At 68.6% G+C, this 18,182-nt stretch carries 15 protein-coding genes; 11 read left to right on the top strand and 4 right to left on the bottom strand.

The window, feature by feature from the left end; genetic code table 11:
- Positions 1 to 5 precede the first annotated feature (5 nt).
- On the top strand, positions 6 to 908 hold the full coding sequence (locus SNE35_RS06600; protein WP_320422068.1) for a transglutaminase family protein: 903 nt from the start codon (positions 6 to 8) through the stop codon (positions 906 to 908).
- Here the strand turns inward: SNE35_RS06600 and dctA are convergent.
- On the bottom strand, positions 901 to 2,220 hold the full coding sequence (gene dctA, locus SNE35_RS06595; RefSeq protein WP_320422067.1) for a C4-dicarboxylate transporter DctA: 1,320 nt from the start codon (positions 2,218 to 2,220) through the stop codon (positions 901 to 903). The genes SNE35_RS06600 and dctA overlap by 8 nt on opposite strands.
- Before the next feature lie 192 nt (positions 2,221 to 2,412).
- Between dctA and dctP the strand changes: the two genes are divergently transcribed.
- The 3 genes from dctP (at position 2,413) to SNE35_RS06580 (ending at position 5,317) form a co-directional block, all read left to right on the top strand.
- Positions 2,413 to 3,435, top strand: a complete 1,023-nt coding sequence (dctP, locus tag SNE35_RS06590; protein ID WP_320422066.1) for a TRAP transporter substrate-binding protein DctP — start codon at positions 2,413 to 2,415, stop codon at positions 3,433 to 3,435.
- A gap of 68 nt (positions 3,436 to 3,503) precedes the next feature.
- Complete coding sequence (locus tag SNE35_RS06585; protein ID WP_320422371.1) at positions 3,504 to 3,995, top strand: TRAP transporter small permease; 492 nt, start codon at positions 3,504 to 3,506, stop codon at positions 3,993 to 3,995.
- Positions 3,992 to 5,317 (top strand): TRAP transporter large permease, encoded by a 1,326-nt coding sequence (locus tag SNE35_RS06580; RefSeq protein WP_320422065.1) that lies wholly within the window; start codon positions 3,992 to 3,994, stop codon positions 5,315 to 5,317. Before SNE35_RS06585 ends, SNE35_RS06580 begins: the two co-directional genes overlap by 4 nt.
- Here SNE35_RS06580 and SNE35_RS06575 read toward each other — a convergent pair.
- On the bottom strand, positions 5,314 to 6,096 hold the full coding sequence (locus SNE35_RS06575) for a D-alanyl-D-alanine carboxypeptidase family protein (RefSeq protein WP_320422064.1): 783 nt from the start codon (positions 6,094 to 6,096) through the stop codon (positions 5,314 to 5,316). The genes SNE35_RS06580 and SNE35_RS06575 overlap by 4 nt on opposite strands.
- Positions 6,097 to 6,099: 3 nt before the next feature.
- Positions 6,100 to 7,041 (bottom strand): hypothetical protein, encoded by a 942-nt coding sequence (locus tag SNE35_RS06570; protein WP_320422063.1) that lies wholly within the window; start codon positions 7,039 to 7,041, stop codon positions 6,100 to 6,102.
- A 199-nt stretch (positions 7,042 to 7,240) separates the two neighbouring features.
- On the opposite strand from SNE35_RS06570, the gene SNE35_RS06565 reads away from it, so the two are divergent.
- The 5 genes from SNE35_RS06565 to SNE35_RS06545 are packed head-to-tail and all read left to right on the top strand — an operon-like array spanning position 7,241 to position 13,547.
- Positions 7,241 to 8,476 carry a GGDEF domain-containing protein gene (locus SNE35_RS06565; protein ID WP_320422062.1) on the top strand — a complete coding sequence of 412 codons (1,236 nt, stop codon included), beginning with the start codon at positions 7,241 to 7,243 and terminating at the stop codon, positions 8,474 to 8,476.
- A gap of 27 nt (positions 8,477 to 8,503) precedes the next feature.
- Positions 8,504 to 9,367 carry an HpcH/HpaI aldolase/citrate lyase family protein gene (locus SNE35_RS06560; RefSeq protein WP_320422061.1) on the top strand — a complete coding sequence of 288 codons (864 nt, stop codon included), beginning with the start codon at positions 8,504 to 8,506 and terminating at the stop codon, positions 9,365 to 9,367.
- 2 nt (positions 9,368 to 9,369) lie between these two features.
- On the top strand, positions 9,370 to 11,745 hold the full coding sequence (locus SNE35_RS06555; RefSeq protein WP_320422060.1) for a sodium:solute symporter family protein: 2,376 nt from the start codon (positions 9,370 to 9,372) through the stop codon (positions 11,743 to 11,745).
- Between the two features lie 22 nt (positions 11,746 to 11,767).
- Positions 11,768 to 12,658, top strand: a complete 891-nt coding sequence (locus SNE35_RS06550; protein WP_320422059.1) for a LysR family transcriptional regulator — start codon at positions 11,768 to 11,770, stop codon at positions 12,656 to 12,658.
- On the top strand, positions 12,645 to 13,547 hold the full coding sequence (locus SNE35_RS06545; protein ID WP_320422058.1) for an alpha/beta hydrolase: 903 nt from the start codon (positions 12,645 to 12,647) through the stop codon (positions 13,545 to 13,547). Before SNE35_RS06550 ends, SNE35_RS06545 begins: the two co-directional genes overlap by 14 nt.
- A gap of 18 nt (positions 13,548 to 13,565) precedes the next feature.
- Here the strand turns inward: SNE35_RS06545 and SNE35_RS06540 are convergent, their stop codons facing one another.
- Complete coding sequence (locus SNE35_RS06540) at positions 13,566 to 14,771, bottom strand: GGDEF domain-containing protein (RefSeq protein ID WP_320422057.1); 1,206 nt, start codon at positions 14,769 to 14,771, stop codon at positions 13,566 to 13,568.
- Between the two features lie 237 nt (positions 14,772 to 15,008).
- Between SNE35_RS06540 and SNE35_RS06535 the strand changes: the two genes are divergently transcribed.
- Entirely contained in the window at positions 15,009 to 17,168 is a 2,160-nt protein-coding gene (locus SNE35_RS06535; protein WP_320422056.1) for a TonB-dependent receptor, read from the top strand.
- 34 nt (positions 17,169 to 17,202) lie between these two features.
- Positions 17,203 to 18,156, top strand: a complete 954-nt coding sequence (locus tag SNE35_RS06530; protein WP_320422055.1) for a ribokinase — start codon at positions 17,203 to 17,205, stop codon at positions 18,154 to 18,156.
- The last annotated feature ends 26 nt before the right edge of the window (positions 18,157 to 18,182 follow it).

Raw genomic sequence — 18,182 nt, 5'->3', positions numbered from 1 at the left:
CCCTCATGAATGATCGACGTTGGCTACGTGTCACCCACGAGACCAGCTACGCCTACGACGAGCCGGTCGAGCTGGCCCATCACGTCGCCTGCCTGAGCCCGCGCGACACGGCGAACCAGGTGGTGCGCGACTGGCGGCTGACCATCACGCCCAGCCCCGACGGTGGCATGGAAGTGCGCGATCGCCTGAGCCTCGACGCCTGGGGCAATGCGCGGCTGGTGTTCAGCCATGCGCAGGTCCACGACAAGCTGACCGTGTCCAGCGTCTTCGAAGCCGGCATCACCGCCGCGCCGCCGCCGGACGAGGCTGCCAGCCCGCCCTGGGAGGAGGTGGCCGAGGCGCTGCGCTACCGCGCCGGCGCCGTGCACAGCGAGGCGGTCGAGTTCACCCTGGCCTCGCTGTTCGCGCCGCGCGACGCCGCGCTGGCCGCGTTCGCACGCGAGGCCTTCCGGCCCGGCGTCCCGGTCGCCACCGGCGCGCTGGCGCTGATGCGGCAGATCCACAAGCAGTTCAAGTACGAGCCGGCCGCCACGCACGTCAACACCCGCGCGCCCGAGGCGTTGGCGCTCAAGCGCGGCGTCTGCCAGGACTTCGCCCACGTGATGATCGGCGCCTGCCGCTCGCTGGGCCTGGCCGCCGGCTATGTGTCCGGCTACCTGCTGACCCAGCCGCCGCCAGGCAAGCCGCGCCTGATCGGCGCCGACGCCTCGCACGCCTGGGTCGCCGTCTGGTGCCCGCATCACGGCTGGATCGCGCTGGACCCGACCAACAACGTCCAGGCCGGCCTCGATCACGTCACCCTGGCCTGGGGCCGCGACTATGCCGACGTCGCGCCGCTGCGCGGCGTGATCCGCGGCGGCGGGCGGGCCGAACCGCGGGTGGCGGTGACCGTCGAGCCGCTCAGTTAGCGGCAACGGCCGCGGCTTGCGCGGGAGGCGACGCGGGCTCGGATTCGGGCACCTCGCCGTCGAGTACCGCCCGCGCACGCTCGAGGTCGATGTCGCCCTCCCAGGTGGCGATCGCCACGGTGGCGACGCAGTTGCCCACCAGGTTGCCCAGAGCGCGCGGGATGCCCATGAACCAGTCGACCGAGAGCACCAGCACCAGGCCGACGGCGGGGATGGCGGGGATCGCCTGCAAGGTGGCGGCCAGCACCACGATGGCCGAGCCCGGCACCCCGTGCGCGCCCTTGGAGGTCACGAGCGCCAGCGCCAGGATCGTCAGCAGGTCGCCCATCGCGACGGGCGTGTTGGTGGCCTGCGCGATGAACACCGCGGCCAGCGTGATGTAGATCGAGAAGGCGTCGAGGTTGAACGAGTAGCCGGTCGGGATCACCAGGCCCACCGTCGAATCGCGGATACCCAGGTTGCGCAGCTTGGCCATGATCTGCGGCAGCACGCTGTCGCTGGAGGTGGTGGCGAAGACGATGGCCAGTTCCTCGCGCAGGTAGCGCAGCAGCTTGATCAGCGAGAGGCCGGACATGCGCATGATCGCCCCCAGCACGACGAAGACGAACAGGGCCACCGCGAAGAAGAACAGCGCGACCAGCAGGCCGAGCTGCTTCAGCGATCCGATGCCGTACTTGGCGACCGTGAACGCGATCGCGCCGAGCACGCCCAGCGGCGCGAGCTTGATGATCAGGCCCATCACCTTGAACAGCACCTGCGAGAGATCGTCGATGAAGCGGCCGACGAGCTCGGCCGGCTTGCCGATCATCGCCAGCGCGCAGCCGAACAGCACGGCGAACAGCAGCACCTGCAGCACGTCACCGGCGGCGAAGGCGGAAACGACGGTCGTGGGGATCAGCTTCATCAGGAATTCCGCCGTGCCGCCGCCGGTAAGCTTGCCCGCCGTCTCGGCGTAGCCGCTCATCGCCTTGGCGTCCAGCGTGGCCGGATCGACGTTCATGCCGGTGCCCGGCTGGAACAGGTAGGCCAGCAGCAGGCCCAGGGCCAGCGCGATCGTGGTCACCACCTCGAAGTACACCAGCGCCTTGATGCCGACCCGTCCCACGCGGCGCAGGTCGCCGGCGCCGGCGATGCCGTGCACCACGACGCAGAACACCAGCACCGGAATGATCATCTTGATCAGCTTGATGAAGCCGTCGCCCAGCGGCTTCAGCGCCAGGCCGAAGCCGGGTGCCGCCAGGCCGATCACGACGCCCAGCACCAGCGCCAGCATCACGCGGCCGAACAGCGATCGAAAAAGGAAGCGGGTCATGGCATGTCTCCTAACGCCGAACTTCGGCGCAATGGCGATGCAAGATTCAGGCCCTGGGCCCGCCCGGGGCGAGGGTCAGTCCTTGCCCGCTACGGGCAATCTCTGTTGTCATTTCACGTGGGCACACTACATTGCGGCGGAACGGGATCACCGCATCCTCACCCAGACAGAGCAAGACAGGAGACAAGCATCATGACCATCGATCGCCGCCACTTCGTCCAGGGCCTGGCCCTGGCCGGCCTTGCACCGGCGCTGCAGCAGCGCGCGTTCGCCCAGGGCGAGGGCCTGAAGATCTCGCACCAGTTCCCCGGCGGCACCTTGACCGAAGGCGACTTCCGCGACCGGCTGTGCCGCCGCTTCGCCGCCGAGGTCGAGAAGCGCACCAGCGGCGCGCTGAAGGCCACCGTCTACCCCGGCTCCTCGCTGATGAAGACCAACGCCCAGTTCTCGGCCATGCGCAAGGGCGCGCTGGACATGAGCCTGGTGCCGCTGTCCTATGCCGGCGGCGAAGTCGGTGAAACCAATATCGGCCTGATGCCGGCCCTGGTGCCCAGCTACGAGCAAGGCGCCCAGTGGAAGACCGCCGAAGTGGGCAAGCTGCTCACCAAGGTACTGGACGACAAGGGCGTGATCATCGTCAGCTGGGTCTGGCAGGCCGGCGGCGTGGCCAGCAAGAGCCGGCCGCTGGTGACGCCGGACGATGCCAAGGGCCTGAAGGTGCGCGGCGGCAGCCGCGAGATGGACATGATGCTGAAGCAGGCCGGCGCGTCCGTCATCAGCCTGCCGTCCAACGAGATCTACGCGGCAATGCAGACGGGCGCGATGGAGGCCGCGATGACCTCGTCGACCAGCTTCATCTCGTTCAAGCTGGAAGAACTCGCCAAGCATCTGACCACGGGCCGCGACAAGACCTACTGGTTCATGCTGGAGCCGCTGATGATCTCCAAGGAGGTGTTCGGCAAGCTGACGAAGGCGCAGCAGGACGTGGTCATGGCGGTCGGCGCCGAACTCGAGACCTTCGCCCGCGATGCCGCCAAGGCCGACGACAAGCTCGTCGCCGAGCTGTACCAGAAGGCCGGCGCCAAGGTCTATGACATGGACCTGAGCACGCTGAAGAAGTGGCAGGCGATCGCACGCGACACCGCATGGAAGGACTTCGGCGAACGTAACGAGACCTGCGCGGCGCTGCTGAAAGCGGCACAGAAGCTCGTATGAGCGGGAGCTCTGCAGTCGCAGTCGACGGGATCCTGGGCCCGGTCGATCCCGACACGCCGAAGCTGCTGATGCCGCTGGCGCGGGCACTGCGCAGCGTCAACCAGGCGATGGTCTTCGCCGGCATGGTGGCGCTGCTGGTGGCCGCCGTCGTGCTGACCTCCAGCGTCGTCACCCGCTACCTGCTGCAGGCCTCGACCGACTGGCAGGACGAGGCGGCGGTGTTCTGCCTCGTCGGTGCCACCTTCATGTGCAGCGCCTTCGTGCAGGCGCTGCGCGGGCATGTGGGCATCGAGGCGCTGGCGGGCGTGCTGCCGCCGCTGGCCAACCGGCTGCGGCTGACGGCGGTGGACCTGCTGTGCCTGCTGTTCTGCGCCTTCTTCGCCTGGAAGTCCTGGACCCTGTTCCACGAGGCCTGGACCGAGGGCCAGACGACCTCGTCCACCTGGGCGCCGCCGCTGTGGATTCCCTACTCGCTGATGGCCGCGGGCATGTCGCTGCTGGCGCTGCAGCTGATGGTGCAGCTGACCGCGACCTTCAATCGACTGATCGGCCGCCGATGACGCCTCTGATGTTGGGGCTGCTGTTCCTGGCGGTCACCCTGCTGTTCATGTTCTCCGGTGCGCCGATCGCCTTCGCGCTGGGCAGCGTCGCGGTCGTCTTCATGCTGGGCTTCATGCCGGCCTCCGCGCTCGACACGGTGACGCAGAACGTCTACGAGGAGATGGCCAGCATCACCTTGCTGTCGATACCGCTGTTCATCCTGAAGGGCGCGGCCATCGGCCGATCGCGCGCCGGCCAGGACCTGTACGCGGCGCTGCACGCCTGGATGGGCCGCGTGCCCGGGGGCCTGGGCATCGCCAATGTGCTGGCCTGCGCGCTGTTCGCGGCAATGGCCGGCTCCAGCCCCGCCACCTGCTCGGCCATCGGCAGCGCCGGCATTCCGGAGATGCGCCGGCGCGGCTACTCGCCGGGCTTCGCGGCGGGCATCATCGCGGCCGGCGGCACCCTGGGCATCCTGCTGCCGCCGTCGATCACGATGATCCTGTACGCGGTGGCGGCCGAGCAGTCGCTGGGCCGGCTGTTCCTGGCCGGCATCTTCCCGGGCTTGCTGCTGGTCGCGCTGTTCGCCGCCTATGCGATGTGGCGCTACAAGCGCGAGTACGCGGCTGCTTCACCCGGCTCGCCGCTGCTGCAGCGCGAGACCTTCACGCGCCGCCAGAAATTCGAGATGCTGCCGCGCGTGATCCCCTTCGTGCTGCTGCTGACCGGCGTGATGGTGGCGCTGTACGGCGGCTTCGCCACGCCCAGCGAGACGGCGGGCCTGGGCGCGCTGCTGGCGCTGCTGCTGATCGCGGTGATCTACAAGGTCTGGCGGCCGCGCGACCTGGCGCCCATCCTCGCCGCCACCCTGAAGGAGTCGACGATGCTGATGATGATCATCGGCATGTCGCTGCTGTTCTCGTACGTGATGAGCTACCTGCACATCAGCCAGAGCACGGCGCAGTGGATCGTCGGCATGCACCTGTCCAAGTGGGTGCTGCTGGCGGCGATCCTGCTGATGATCGTGATGCTGGGCTTCTTCCTGCCGCCGGTCTCGATCATCCTGATGACCGCGCCCATCGTGCTACCGCCGCTGAAGGCCGCCGGCTTCGACCTGGTCTGGTTCGGCATCCTGATGACGATCGTGATGGAGGCCGGGCTGATCCACCCGCCCGTGGGCCTCAACATCTTCGTGATCAAGAACATCGCGCCCGACATCACGCTGGGCCAGATCATCCGCGGCGTGCTGCCCTTCGTACTGCTGATGTTCGTCGCGGTGCTGCTGATCTGCATCGCGCCGTCGATCGCGACGGCCTTGCCTGATGCGGTGATGGGCAGCTAAGCAGTCGTCGGCCGTTGCGCCGGCGCCAGGTCCGGCGCGCCGCTGCCGCCCGCCGCACGCCAGCGCGCGGCGGCACTGGCCAGGGTGTCGGCCCAACCGGCATCGGCGCTGGCCAGCAGCGCGGGCCCGGCGGCATCGCGCAGCGCGACCGGTAGTTCGACGTGCGGTGCCTCCCAGGTCAGTGTGCGCAGGCCCGCCTCCTTGGCGAGGTCCGGCAGGCGCTTCCAGTGCGCGCCGAGATCGCCGGTGCTGCTCCAGGTCCATTGCCCGTTGACGAACAGCACCAGGTCCACGGCCAGCCCGTACTGGTGGAAGGACTCCCAGGGCTTCGCGTTGGTGACGATGCCGCCGGGGCGGCTGCGCCCCTGCTCGTAGAGCCAGCGCTGGCGCTCCGGGGTGCGGAAGGCCTCGAAGACCTTGAACGGCCGGTTCTCCGCCGCCAGCTTGTCCAGCAGCACACCGAGCGCCTGGCGGAACTGCGGATGCAACTGCGACTGGTCGCTGAGCCGCGTCTGCGGATCGGCCGGCAGCGGCACACCACCCGTCGGTGCCGGCACGGGCGCGGGCGAGGGCGCCGCCGCGCCCGGCGCCACGCGCACGTAGTTCGCCGACAGGTAGCCGCTCAGCTGCTGGTACGACACCGGCAGCCAGCCGTCCTGCGCGTCGCCGGCGCCCACGCATTGCTGGCCGCGGCGCAGCACCGTCAAGATGTCGCCGGCCGCACTGGGAGAGGCGCGCAGGTTCAGCGCGGTCGCGGTCACTTCGTAGCGGGTCGGCATGGCTCAACCTTTCGCGACAAGCGCTTCGGCCTGCGACAGCAGCGTGCCGAGGGCCGACAGGTCCTGGGCCAGCCCGGTAACCTGGGTCTGGATGTCTTCGGCGCTGCCCTTGCCGCTGCCGAGGTCCTTGATGGCGGCGGCCAGCTTCGTGCGCCGCTCGTCGGCGGCTGCCAATGCTTCGTCGGCCTGGGCCACCGCCGTGGCCAGCGCGGCCTCGTTGCCTGGCGCCGCCTGCTCGCCGTGCAGCGCGGTGAGGCGTTTGTGCGCGTCGGCCAGGTCGGCGTCGGCCTTGTCGATCTCGGCGGTGGTCGAGTCGGGCAATTGCACCGGGCTGCTGCCGTCGCGTGGCGCCTCGCTGCTGCGGCTGCCGAAGTAGAAGCTCACCACCGAAGTCACCAGGGTCACCAGCGCGGTGACGATCTGCTTCTGCAGGTCGATCGTCTCCGCCGGCTTGTAGTGCTCGATCCGGTAGAGCTTCAGCGTCCAGCTGTCGCCGTTGTTCGCCTGCGGCACCGCGACGATGCCGAGATCCTTGTAGCGGGCGATCTCCGCGTCGCGCGCTTCCGGCTTGCCGATGAGCACGGCATCCGTCAGCGCTTCGCCCACGCGCTGGCTGGAGGACTCCGGCGCCACCATCTGCAGCCCGAACACCGCGAACAGCACCATCACGCCTACGGCCAGCAAGGTGCGTATCGAGCCCGCCGGCAGCCCGAAGGCCTCCAGCGGTGCCGAGAGCCCGAGCCAGCGGAACACCAGCGCGATCAGCGCCAGCGCGGCCCCGAAGACGACCAGCATCGCGATGAACCACACCGGGTTGGAGCGGGCCGCACTGCCCTGCAGGGCCAGCATCAGCGAGAAGCCGAAGACCAGGGCCAGCAGGCCCAGGGCCACGATGATGCCGGTGGCGCGCTGCTGATCCGCGCTGCTCGTCAGGGACTTTGCCATCGAGGACTCCTTCGCCTGCACAGGCGCCGCGGCAGTATCCAAGGCTCGGCGCCAGCGGCCATCAGCACAAGTGACGAAGCGCCGGGGGCGGGCGAGGAATGAGGCGTTCCCGCATCACCGCTCGGATAACGGGTTATCCACGCGGTGCTTTTTCCTGACAGCGCCGTCAGAATACGCAGGCAGCGGAGGCTTCATTGCTGTGAAGATCGACATCCCGACCCTGCTGCTCACCCTGTTCGCGGGTTTCCTGCTGCTGTCGCTGCAGCTGTGGATCGCCCTGCGCGGGGCGCTGCGCCAGCCGGAACTGCGTACCTGGGCGCAGGGCTCGGCCGCGATGCTGGCGGGCTTCGGCATGCTGTTCCTGCGGCCCTGGACGCCGCTGTGGATGTCCGCGCTGGTGGGCAACTGCCTCTTCTTCCTCAGCATCTCGCTCTACACGAAGGCGATCTTCCGCTACGTGCTGGACCACCCGCTGCCGCGCTGGTACCTGCCGACGGTCGGCCTGTTCTGCATTGCGCTGCTGGGCATGCAGCACTGGGTGTTCCAGCAGCGCACCGCGGTGGTCTCGTTCATGCTGGCGCTGATGCTGACACCGGCGACCCTGCTGACCCTGATCCGCGGCTGGGGCAATGTGGCCGGTGCGATGCGCAACGTGGGCCTGATGATGGGCCTCACCTGCCTGGCGATGTATGCACGCGGCTTCGATGCCAGCCTGCGGCCGCAGCAGTACGCCGAGCTGATGGCGGGCGATCTCGGGCCGGGCCTGGTGCTGCTGCTGAGCTTCCTGTGCCTGATGGGCGCGGGCTTCGGCTTCGTGCTGGCCTGCTTCGAGCGCGTGGCCCTGCGCATGGAGGAACTCGCAACCCACGATGGCCTGACCGGCTGCCTGAACCGCGTCACCACCGACACGCTGCTCGCGCACACGCTGGAGCGCGGGCGGCGCGAGGGCTCGCCGCTGTCCTTCTGCCTGCTGGACATCGACCATTTCAAGTGCGTCAACGACCAGTTCGGCCACCAGGCCGGCGACATGGTGCTGCGCGGCTTCGCCCAGGCCGTGCGTTCGCGGCTGCGCGCCTCCGACGTGTTCGGCCGCATGGGCGGCGAGGAGTTCGCCCTGGTGCTGCCGGCCACCGACGGCCCCGGCGCGCTGCGCCTGGCCGAGCTGGTGCGCCAGACCATCGAGCAGATGGCCCTGGCCGACGAGCAGGGGCGGCAGATTCGCGTCACCGTGTCGATCGGCGTGGTCGTCGCCGCCTCGGACAGCGGCCTCTCCGCCACCCGCCTCTACATGCTGGCCGACGGCGCGCTGTACCGCGCCAAGCATGGCGGCCGCAACCGCGTGATGCTGGCCGACGAAGCGAGCGATGCCCTTGCACGCCCGGCAGGGACGATAGAAAAACCATCTTCTGAAACTGTCGCAGGCAACTTTTCTTAATTCCAGGGGCGTTGATACTGCCCCGCCATGCGCAGCAAACTCTTTGTCCCCGGCGCCCGGCCCGAGCTGTTCGCCAAGGCACTGGCGAGCGATGCCGACGCGATCTCGATCGATCTCGAAGACGCCGTGCCCGACGACCGCAAGGCCGAGGCACGCGATGCCGTGCGCGCCTTCCTGGCCAGCGAGGCGGCGCTGCGCAGCGGCAAGCAGCTGATCGTCCGCGTCAACGCGCTCGGCAGCCCGCACTTCGAGGCCGACCTGCGGGCCGTCGCCTGTGCCTCGCTGTCGCTGGTGAACCTGCCCAAGATCGAATCCGCGGCCGACGTGCAGCGCGCCGCCGCCGTGCTGGCCCATGCGCAGACGCTGGGTCGCTGCGAAGGCAGCGACATCCGCCTGCTCGCCAACATCGAGACGCCACGCGCGCTCCGCGCCGCGCACGAGATCGCCGCGGCGCACCCGAAGCTGTGGGGCCTGCAGCTGGGCCTGGGCGACCTGTTCGAGCCGCACGGCATCGACCGCCGCACGCCGGCCAATGTCCATGCCGCGATGTTCGCCGTGGCCATGGCCGCCGCGGAAGCGGGTGTGGCCTGCTGCGACGGCGCCTTCCCCGACCTGCAGGACGAGGCGGGCCTGCGCGCCGAGGCGCAGATGTCCCGCGCGCTGGGCTTCGTCGGCAAGAGCTGCATCCACCCGCGCCAGGTCGCCGTGTGCAACGAGGCCTTCCGGCCCGATGCAGAGAAGTTGGCGCAGGCGCGCCGCATCGTCGATGCGGCCGCGCAGGCCACAGCACAGGGCCGCGGCGCCTTCGTCGTCGACGGCAAGATGATCGATGCGCCCTTCCTGGCGCGCGCGCGCCGGCTGCTGGCGATCCATGACGAAAAGAAGAAATGACGATGCGCGAGTTCTTGAAGACGTTCCGCTGGCACCTGCTGGGCTGCCTGGCGGCGATGGTGCTGATGGTGGCATTGCCGCTGCCGGCGCAGGCCAAGAGTGGCGAGAGCCTGGCCAGCGTGTGCAGCGGCAGCTTGCCGGCGCTGCCCGCCGATGCGGCGGCGCAGGCGCTGGTCGCCATCGACGGCCGGCCGCTGGCACTGGGCGAGAAGCAGGCCTGGCTGCTGGATGAGGCCGGGCAGCGCTGGACGGCGCAGCCCTTCGCCGCGGGAGCCATAACGGCGAGCCTCAGCGCAGGCCCACAAGCCTTCCTGTTGGGCGCCGACCTGAAGATCCGGCGTCTGTCCATCGAGCGCGACGCGCTGCATGCGGCCGAATTCGCCGTGCTGCCGCAACCGCTGACCGACGCGCGCATGGCCAAGCTGGGCGATGCGCTCTACGTCGCAGGCTTGGCGGTCGACGGCACGCCGACGCTGCTGCAGCGTCCGCTGGCGGAGGGCGATGCGGCGTGGAAGCCGCTCGCCGGCTGGCCGGGTGCCGGCCGCCCGCAGGCGCTGGTCGCGCAGACCGGCGCGCTGTGGCTGGCGGTCGACGGTGAGGGTGCCGGCCGCATGCTGCGCTGGTCCGCCGACAAGGGCTGGACCGAGCGGGGCCAACTGCCCGGCGCGGTCATCGCCAACTCCGGCCGCGCGCTGGGCCAGGCGCACGAGCTGTTCCTGATCCAAAGCGAACCCGCGCCGCGGCTGATGACCTTCCAGACGATCACCGGTTCCTGGGCGACTCTGCCCGCGCAGGTGCCGGCCAACGCCAAGCTCGCCGCGCCCTGGCAGGCGGGCTTCCTGTGGCTGAGCGCGGACGGCCAGGCCAGCACCGCCGCCGTCGAGGCCGGCAAGCAGCTCTTGCGCTGGCTGGACTGGGTCGTGCTGGTCGTCTACCTGACCGCGATGCTGGGCATGGGCCTGTACTTCTACCTGCGCGAGAAGCGCAACTCCACGTCCGACTTCTTCGTCGGCGGCCGCTCAATCCCGTTCTGGGCCGCGGGCGTCAGTCTCTACGCGGCCAACACCAGCTCGATCAGCTACATCGCCATTCCCGCCAAGGCTTTCGAGACGAACTGGCAGTACCTGACGAACAACCTCGTCGCCGTCGTGGGCCTGATGTTCGTGGCCGTGTGGATCGTGCCGCTGCTGCGGCGGCTGGATCTGATGAGCGTGTTCTCGTACCTGGAGACGCGCTTCCACCCGGCGATCCGCATGCTGTCCAGCGCGCTGTGCATCCTCGTGCAGCTGGGCAGCCGGATGAGCGTGATCCTGTACCTGCCCTCGCTGGCCATCGCCACGATCACCGGTATCGACATGGTCTGGAGCATCCTGCTGATGGGCGGCTTCACGATCGCGTACACGGCGCTCGGCGGCATGAAGGCAGTGGTGTGGACGGACGTGGTGCAACTGGTCGTCAAGATGGGCGGCGCGATCTTCGCGATCGGCTTCATCGTCTGGCAGCTCAAGGGCGGCTTCGGCGAGTTCACGCAGGTGGCCGCGCAGTACGACAAGACCAAGCTGTTCGACTTCAGCTTCGACCTTACCAAGGCCACCGTCTGGGGCTTCGTGTTCCTGGTGCTGTTCGACGTGGTGCTGACCTTCCCGAAGGACCAGGTGTTGATGCAGCGCACGCTGTCGACGAAGAGCGACCGCGACGCCGGCCGCTCGATCTGGGCCTTCGCCGCGATCATGATCCCCGGCGGCTTCGTGTTCTACACGATCGGCACGGCGCTGTTCGTCTACTACCGCGCCAACCCGGAGCGCATGAACCCGCTGCTCTCCATCGACGCCACCTTCCCGATGTTCATCGCCGCCGAGCTGCCGATGGGCGTCACCGGCCTGATCGTCGCCGGCATCTTCGCGGCGGCGATGGCCACGCTGTCCAGCATCATCAACAGCGTCGCCACGCTCGCCTCGGTGGATTTCTACGAGAAGCTGGTCAAGAACCGCGACCAGAAGAAGAGTGTTTTCTTCGCCGAGCTGATGACGGTGGCGGCGGGCCTGATCGGCGTGGGCTTCGCGCTGATGCTCACCCGCTTCGACATCCACTCGCTGTTCGACGTGTCGATCGAGCTGGCCGGCCTGCTGGGCGGCGGCTTCGCGGGCGCCTACACCCTGGGCATGTTCACCCGCCGCGCCAACACGCCGGGCGTCGTCATTGGTGTGGCCTCCAGCATCACGCTGACGACGATCGCGTGGAGCATGAAGCTCGTGCACCCGTACTTCTACCTGGCGATCTCGATCATGCTGTGCATCGTGATCGGCTACGTGGCGAGCCTGTTCTTCCCGCCGCCGAAGCAATCGCTCAAGGGCCTGACAATCTACAAGGACAGCTAACTGCCAATTTCAGCGGAGCGCCTTGGACACCCAATTCCTGAACACCTTCGTCGCCGTCGTCGACCGAGGCTCCATGGCTGCCGCGGCGCGGCTGCTGAACATCACGCCGGCCGCGGTGGCGCAGCAGATCCGCACCTTGGAGCGCGAGATCGGCGCGCCGCTGATCGCGCGGGTGGGCCGCACCGTCAACGTCACCGAGGCCGGTGCCCGCATCCTGGAACGCGCCCGCACCTTGCTGCGCGACGTGGCCGACCTGCGCACCGTCGCCAACGACGACGCCACCGCCGGCGAGCTGCGCCTGGGCGCCGGCACCAACGCGCTGACCGGCATGCTGCCGGACATCCTGGCCCGCATGGTCGACAAGTTCCCGCGCATCCAGGTCTTCATCAAGCCCGGCTACTCGCCCGAGCTGCACCGCGCGGTGGACAGCGGCGAGCTGGATGCCGCCATCGTGCTGCAGGCACCCTATGCGCTGCCCAAGACCTGCGACTGGGAGCTACTGCGCGAGGAGCCGCTGGTGGTGCTGGCGCCCGCGCGCATGGCGCAGCGTGATCCGCACGAGCTGCTCGCCAGCGAGCCGCTGATCCGCTACGACCGCAGCCAGTGGGGCGGCCGCCAGGCCGACCAGTACCTGCGCACGGCGGGCATCGTGCCGCACGAGCGCTTCGAGCTGAACGCGCTGAACGCGATCGCGGTGATGGTGGACCGGGGCCTCGGCGTCTCGCTGGTGCCCGACTGGGCGCGGCCCTGGCCCGAGGGGCTGAAGCTGGCGCGCATCCCGCTGCCCCAGCCCTTCGAGCCGCGGCGCATCGGCATCGTCTGGTCGCGCTCGACGATCCGCCTGCGGCTGGTGCAGGCCTTCGTCCAGCAGGCGAGGGCGGCAATGGCGGCCACGCAGCATGACGACGATTGACCGCCGCGCGCTGCTGGGCCTGGCTGCGGCCTTGAGCACCGGCGTGCGGGCTGCGCAGGCGCCATCCCAACTGCTCGACCAGCGCGTGGACTCCACCGCCGGCCCGGTCGACTTCAAGCTCTACCTGCCCGCCGGCCACACGGCCGAGGGTGAGTACCGCTACCCGCTGCTGCTGCTGCTCCACGGCCGCGGCGACCGCATGGCCGCCTGGACCCGCATCGCGCCGCTGCTGGACCAGTTGATTGCCGCCGGCGCGCTCCCGCCGCTGGTCGCCGTGATGCCCGATGCGCCCTGGAGCCATCGCGGCGGCTATTACGTCGACTCCGCGCATGCCGAAGGCCGGCCGATCGAGACGGCGCTGCTCCACGACCTGCTGCCGCAGGTGCAGGCGCGCTGGCGCACGCGCGGCGACCGGGCCGGCCGCATCGTCGGCGGCTATTCGATGGGCGGCTACGGCGCGCTGCGCTACGCGCTGGCCTGGCCCGAGCTGTTCGGTGCGGCGCTGGTGCTGAGCCCGGCGGTCTACACGCCGCTGCCGCCGCAGGGCTCCAGCGCTCGCGAGTTCGGCGGCTTCGGCCGTGGTACGGAGCTCTTCGTCGACGAGATCTACCGCCGGCTGAACTATCCCGCGCTGCTGCCGGGCCTGGTCGAGCGCGGCATCCCACTGCGACTCTTCATCGCCGCCGGCGATGCCGAGTACAAGAACCCCGATCCGGCCGAGGCGATGAACGACATCGACATGGAAGCCCACCTGCTGTTCGCCCGCCTCAGCCGCACGCCGAAATGCGAGACCGCGCTGCGCATCCTCGCCGGCGGGCACGACTGGCCGGTCTGGGAGCCGGCCTTCCACGAGGGGCTGCTGTGGGCGGCGAAGCGGCTGGGTTGGTGAGATCGCCAGCCTAGGTGTTCATGCCGGCTCGCGGCTGGCGAGGCAGGCCCGGTTGCGGCCTGCTGTCTTGGCCTGATAGAGCGCTTCGTCGGCGCACCGATAGAGCGGATCAAGGTCTTCACCGGCGAGGGTGAGGGCGATGCCGATGCTCAAGGTGACGACCTCGGCCGCAGACGATTGAGCGTGTGGAATCGACAGCTGGTGCTCGACGTCCCGGCAGATGCGCGCCGCCGTCTTCTCGGCGAATTCCTGGTCAACGTCGTAGAAGAACAGCGCGAACTCTTCGCCACCGACCCGTGCCGCCAGGTCCAGCGGGCGCATCGGCACCCGCGCGAGCGCCTGGGCTATGGCCTTCAGCGTTTCATCACCGGCCGGGTGGCCGTAGTGGTCGTTGTACTTCTTGAAGTGGTCGACATCGACCAGCAGCAGCGCAGCCCAGCAGTGCTCACGATTGGCCTGGCACAAGGACTGGCGGACCATCAGCTCGAAAGCCCGGCGGTTGTGCAGGCCGGTCAGCCCATCCATGCAGGCCATGTGCTGAAGCGAGCCGTTCATCAGGAATTGCGCCCGCGTCGCGTGCTCCTGGTAGTAGCGCATGGCGATCAAGGCGGTGAGCACGCTGAGCTGAAACGGCATCTGCACGAAGAAGTCGTGGCGCTGTTCTGCATCGACCAGGTTCGGGATCAGCAGCCAGCCGAGCGCCGTCACCAGTGCGAGCATCCTGGCCGAGTTCCAGAAGCTGTAGCCCAGCGGAAACAGCACCGTGATGAAGATCAGGGTCATGCCGTCCAGCAGGAGCGGCAACTTGAAGTCGGCGTGCCCTTGCGCGTACAGCAGGATGATCAGCAAGGTGCCAATGCTGGTCGAGCCCTGGGCCAGCATCGTCCACCTGGCGCCGGCCTCGACGTCGTAGGTCTTTCGCAGGCGCAGGAAGCAGAACACGGCCAGGGCAATCATCAGCACGCGCGTGATGAGCACGCTTCTGCCCAAGTCTGTCGCGCGATCAACGATGCTGAGATCGAAGACCAGGAAGGCCAGCAGGGTCAGGATCAGCAGCACCATCGCGGCCTGCCGGGTGACGCGAAAGCCGAGTGCGTTGAAGCTGTTGTATTCACGCTCCAGCTCGGACTCGAAACGCAGCCAGGCAAAGCCTTGACGCTGTTGCCGCATATAGCGGCTTTCGTGGCCATCCAGCAGCAGTGCCAAGCCCGGAACTGTCGTCATGTACATCTCGATCTGGAAGCCTCGAAGGATCTTTCGAGCATCGAGTCGCTACTGTAGGACTGCCGAGGCTCGCGGAAACCAAGTCAATTCTCTGAAAAGACATAAAAACTGTCTTCTGAACATAGAAACAGGCCGTTCCTGTTTGTTCCCGATTCGATGAGACTGCCGCGCAACATCGGCGTTAGGTTAGCTCTGGCCGGTGCCGTCCTCCATAACCACATCAGAGACAAGCAAGCCATGAAACACGTCGTTCCGGTCGCCACGCTCACCCTTCTTGCCACGGCCCTGTCGGCCGCCTATGCCCAGGACGCTGCGCCGCCGCCGGCGGCAGCCGCCAGCGCGGCGGAATCGGCGGATCAGCCGACCCAGCTGGAGCGCACCATCGTCACCGGCACGCGCACGGCCAAGTCCATTGACAAGATCCCCGGCGCGATCACGGTGATCGGCAAGGCCGAGCTGGCGCAGACGCTGGCCGTGACCGAGGACGCCACCGCCGTGCTGGCCCGCACCGTGCCAGGCTATTCCGAATCGTCGCAGGCGATGAGCAACACCGGCGAAACGCTGCGTGGCCGCATCCCGCTGCGTCTGTTCGACGGCGTGCCGCAGGGCTCGCCGCTGCGCGAAGGCACGCGCAACGCGACCTTCACCGACATGGGCATCGTCGGCCGCATCGAGGTGATCAACGGCCCGTCGGCGGCCGAGGGCATCGGCGCGGCGGGCGGCATCATCAACTACATCTCCAAGACGCCCACCAAGATGGGCGACGAATTCACCCTCGTCACGCGACTGAGCACCGAAGGCCACGACGACAGCACCAGCTACAAGGTCGGCGGCAGCTGGGCCCGCAAGACCGAGGACTACGACCTGCTGATCGCCGGCTCGCACATCGATCGCGGCATGAGCTACGACGGCCACGGCAACGCGATCGGCCTGAACACCAGCGGCTCGCTGATGGACAGCAAGTCCAACAACCTGTTCGCCAAGTTCGGCTTCGACTTCGGCACCGACAAGAGCCAGCGCCTGCAGTTCTCGATCAGCGACTTCAAGGTCACCGGCAACAACCGCTACCACCTGGTCGACGGCGACCGCACGACCGGGGTCACCAACACCTCGGTGCTCGGCACGATCCCGGGCTCCAAGGCCGAGTTCAACGACTTCAAGCAGTTCAACGCCTCGTACACGAACACCGACCTGGCCGGCGGCACCTTGCAGCTGGACGCCTACTGGGCCCGCCAGGCGATGCGCTACCCGGCCGAGAATACCGATGACAAGCAGGATCCGCTGATCGCGCCGCTGGGCACCCTGTGGGACCAGTCCGAGATCCTGGCGAAGAAGAAGGGCCTGCGTACCTCGTGGAGCCGCTCCGACATCTTCTCCGTCAAGGGCCTGGAGTTCCGCGGCGGTGTCGACCTGACGCAGGACAACGCCCAGCAGCGCCTGGCGCTGACCGACCGCCTGTGGGTGCCGCCGATGATCTACGACAGCGTGGCGCCGTATGTGCAGCTGTCCTGGGACCTCGGCCCGCTGACCCTGTCCGGCGGCGTGCGCCGCGAAGACGGCTCGCTGAAGGTGGACGACTACACGACCACCTACTACCGCAACCGCGTGGCCGTGGAGGGCGGCAAGCTCGAATACGGCTCCACCCTGCCGAACATCGGCGCGGTGTGGCGCATGACGCACGACTGGTCCGCCTATGCCTCGCTGAGCAAGGGCTTCACCCTGCCCAACGTCGGCATCCCGCTGCGCAACATCAACAAGCCCGGCCAGAGCGTGTCGGGCATCCTCGACTTGCAGCCCATCATCGTGCGCAACAAGGAGGTCGGCGTGAACTGGCGCGGTACCGATGCGAGCTTCGGCGCCTCGGTCTACCAGTCGTACTCGAGCCTGGGCGTGTCGCTGTCGATCGACCCGGTCACCAACGACTTCATCATGAACCGCGCGCCGGTGCAGATCAGCGGCTTCGAGCTGAGCGGCGACTACTCGCCGACGCGTGACCTGAAGCTCTCCGGCCTGTACTCGCGCATCCTCGGCAAGACCACCTTCGTCGCCGGCGGCCCGCTGGACAAGCGCATGGGCGTCAACGACACCAACCCCGACAAGATCGGCGGCAGCATGACGTGGACCTTCATGCCCAAGGCCGACGTGACCCTGGGCTTCACCAAGCTGCTGGACCGCGACCTCAACGTCGGCACCAGCGCCGAGGAGCACACCAAGGGCTACACGCTGTGGAACATGTCGGGCAACTACGACTGGGGCAAGTACGGCAAGACGACGCTGGGCATCGAGAACCTGACCAACAAGTTCTACATCCTCAGCTGGTCGCAGCTGGCCGGCTACCGCAATTACTGGTCGGGCCGCGGCCGCGTGGTGTCGCTGACGCAGGCGTTCACGTTCTGATAATCGGAGCATCCTCATCTCGCCTCACGCCACCATGCCTTCTTCGTCCGTCCTGATCGCTGGCTCCGCCAACCTCGACTTCGTCGTCCGCTCGCACCACGTGCCCGCGCCCGGCGAGACGGTGCTGGGCCGCGACTTCGCCAACTTCCCCGGTGGCAAGGGCGCGAACCAGGCGGTGGCCGCGGCGCGGGCCGGCGGCGCCGACACGCAGATGCTGCTGGGCCTGGGCGCCGATGCCGCGGCCCAGGTGCTGGAAGCCTCGCTCGCCAAGGCCCGCGTGCACATGCACGTGGTGCGCGCGGCGAGCCTGGCGACCGGCGTGGCCTTCGTCTGCCTGTCGGATTCGGCCGAGAACGCGATCACCGTCGCACCCGGCGCCAACAACGCGCTGAAGCCCGAGCATCTGCCGTCCCTGACCGGCGTGAGCCATCTGCTGATGCAGCTGGAAACGCCGGTCGAGTCGATCACCGCGTATGCGCAGGCGGCGCGCGAGTCCGGCGTCCAGGTCGTGCTGAACGCCGCGCCGGCGCAGTCGCTGCCGAAGGCCTTGCTGGACGCGGTGGACGTGCTGATCGTCAACGAGGGCGAGCTGGCGCAGGTCACCGGCATCACCGGCAGCGTGGCCGAGGCGCTGGCCGCGCTGACGCAGGTGAAGACGGTCGTCGTCACGCTCGGCTCGCGCGGCTGCTGCGCGGCCACCGGCGGCGGCTTCCGGCTGCAGCCGGCCTTCCCGGTCGAGGCGCTGGACACCACGGCGGCGGGCGACACCTTCTGCGGCGTGCTGGTCGCGGCGCTGGCGCGGGGTCAGGACTTGCCCGAAGCGCTGCGCCGCGCATCTGCCGCTGGCGCGCTGGCCTGCACGAAGCTCGGCGCGCAGAGCAGCATCCCCACGACGGCCGAGCTCGACGCTTTCCTCGCCACGCAGCCCGCGGCTGAACAGGCCGCGCTGAACGAGCTGGCCATCTACTGCGGTCTGGCCTCGGCCTGACCGGCGATCCGGGGATAGGCGATGAG

Origin of the sequence: Roseateles agri (assembly GCF_034043675.1) — a bacterium.
Taxonomy (GTDB): domain Bacteria; phylum Pseudomonadota; class Gammaproteobacteria; order Burkholderiales; family Burkholderiaceae_C; genus KK5.
This window is presented reverse-complemented; position numbering and strand designations above follow the sequence as displayed.

Bases quoted from the DNA above. Each gene is read 5' to 3' on its own strand.
- SNE35_RS06555 (WP_320422060.1), top strand. From the start codon at position 9,370: ATGCGCGAGTTCTTGAAGACGTTCCGCTGGCACCTGCTGGGCTGCCTG.
- SNE35_RS06545 (WP_320422058.1), top strand. From the start codon at position 12,645: ATGACGACGATTGACCGCCGCGCGCTGCTGGGCCTGGCTGCGGCCTTG.
- SNE35_RS06585 (WP_320422371.1), top strand. From the start codon at position 3,504: ATGCCGCTGGCGCGGGCACTGCGCAGCGTCAACCAGGCGATGGTCTTC.
- SNE35_RS06570 (WP_320422063.1), bottom strand. From the start codon at position 7,041: ATGGCAAAGTCCCTGACGAGCAGCGCGGATCAGCAGCGCGCCACCGGC.
- SNE35_RS06575 (WP_320422064.1), bottom strand. From the start codon at position 6,096: ATGCCGACCCGCTACGAAGTGACCGCGACCGCGCTGAACCTGCGCGCC.
- dctA (WP_320422067.1), bottom strand. From the start codon at position 2,220: ATGACCCGCTTCCTTTTTCGATCGCTGTTCGGCCGCGTGATGCTGGCG.
- SNE35_RS06560 (WP_320422061.1), top strand. From the start codon at position 8,504: ATGCGCAGCAAACTCTTTGTCCCCGGCGCCCGGCCCGAGCTGTTCGCC.
- SNE35_RS06530 (WP_320422055.1), top strand. From the start codon at position 17,203: ATGCCTTCTTCGTCCGTCCTGATCGCTGGCTCCGCCAACCTCGACTTC.
- SNE35_RS06535 (WP_320422056.1), top strand. From the start codon at position 15,009: ATGAAACACGTCGTTCCGGTCGCCACGCTCACCCTTCTTGCCACGGCC.
- SNE35_RS06580 (WP_320422065.1), top strand. From the start codon at position 3,992: ATGACGCCTCTGATGTTGGGGCTGCTGTTCCTGGCGGTCACCCTGCTG.
- SNE35_RS06600 (WP_320422068.1), top strand. From the start codon at position 6: ATGAATGATCGACGTTGGCTACGTGTCACCCACGAGACCAGCTACGCC.
- SNE35_RS06540 (WP_320422057.1), bottom strand. From the start codon at position 14,771: ATGACGACAGTTCCGGGCTTGGCACTGCTGCTGGATGGCCACGAAAGC.
- dctP (WP_320422066.1), top strand. From the start codon at position 2,413: ATGACCATCGATCGCCGCCACTTCGTCCAGGGCCTGGCCCTGGCCGGC.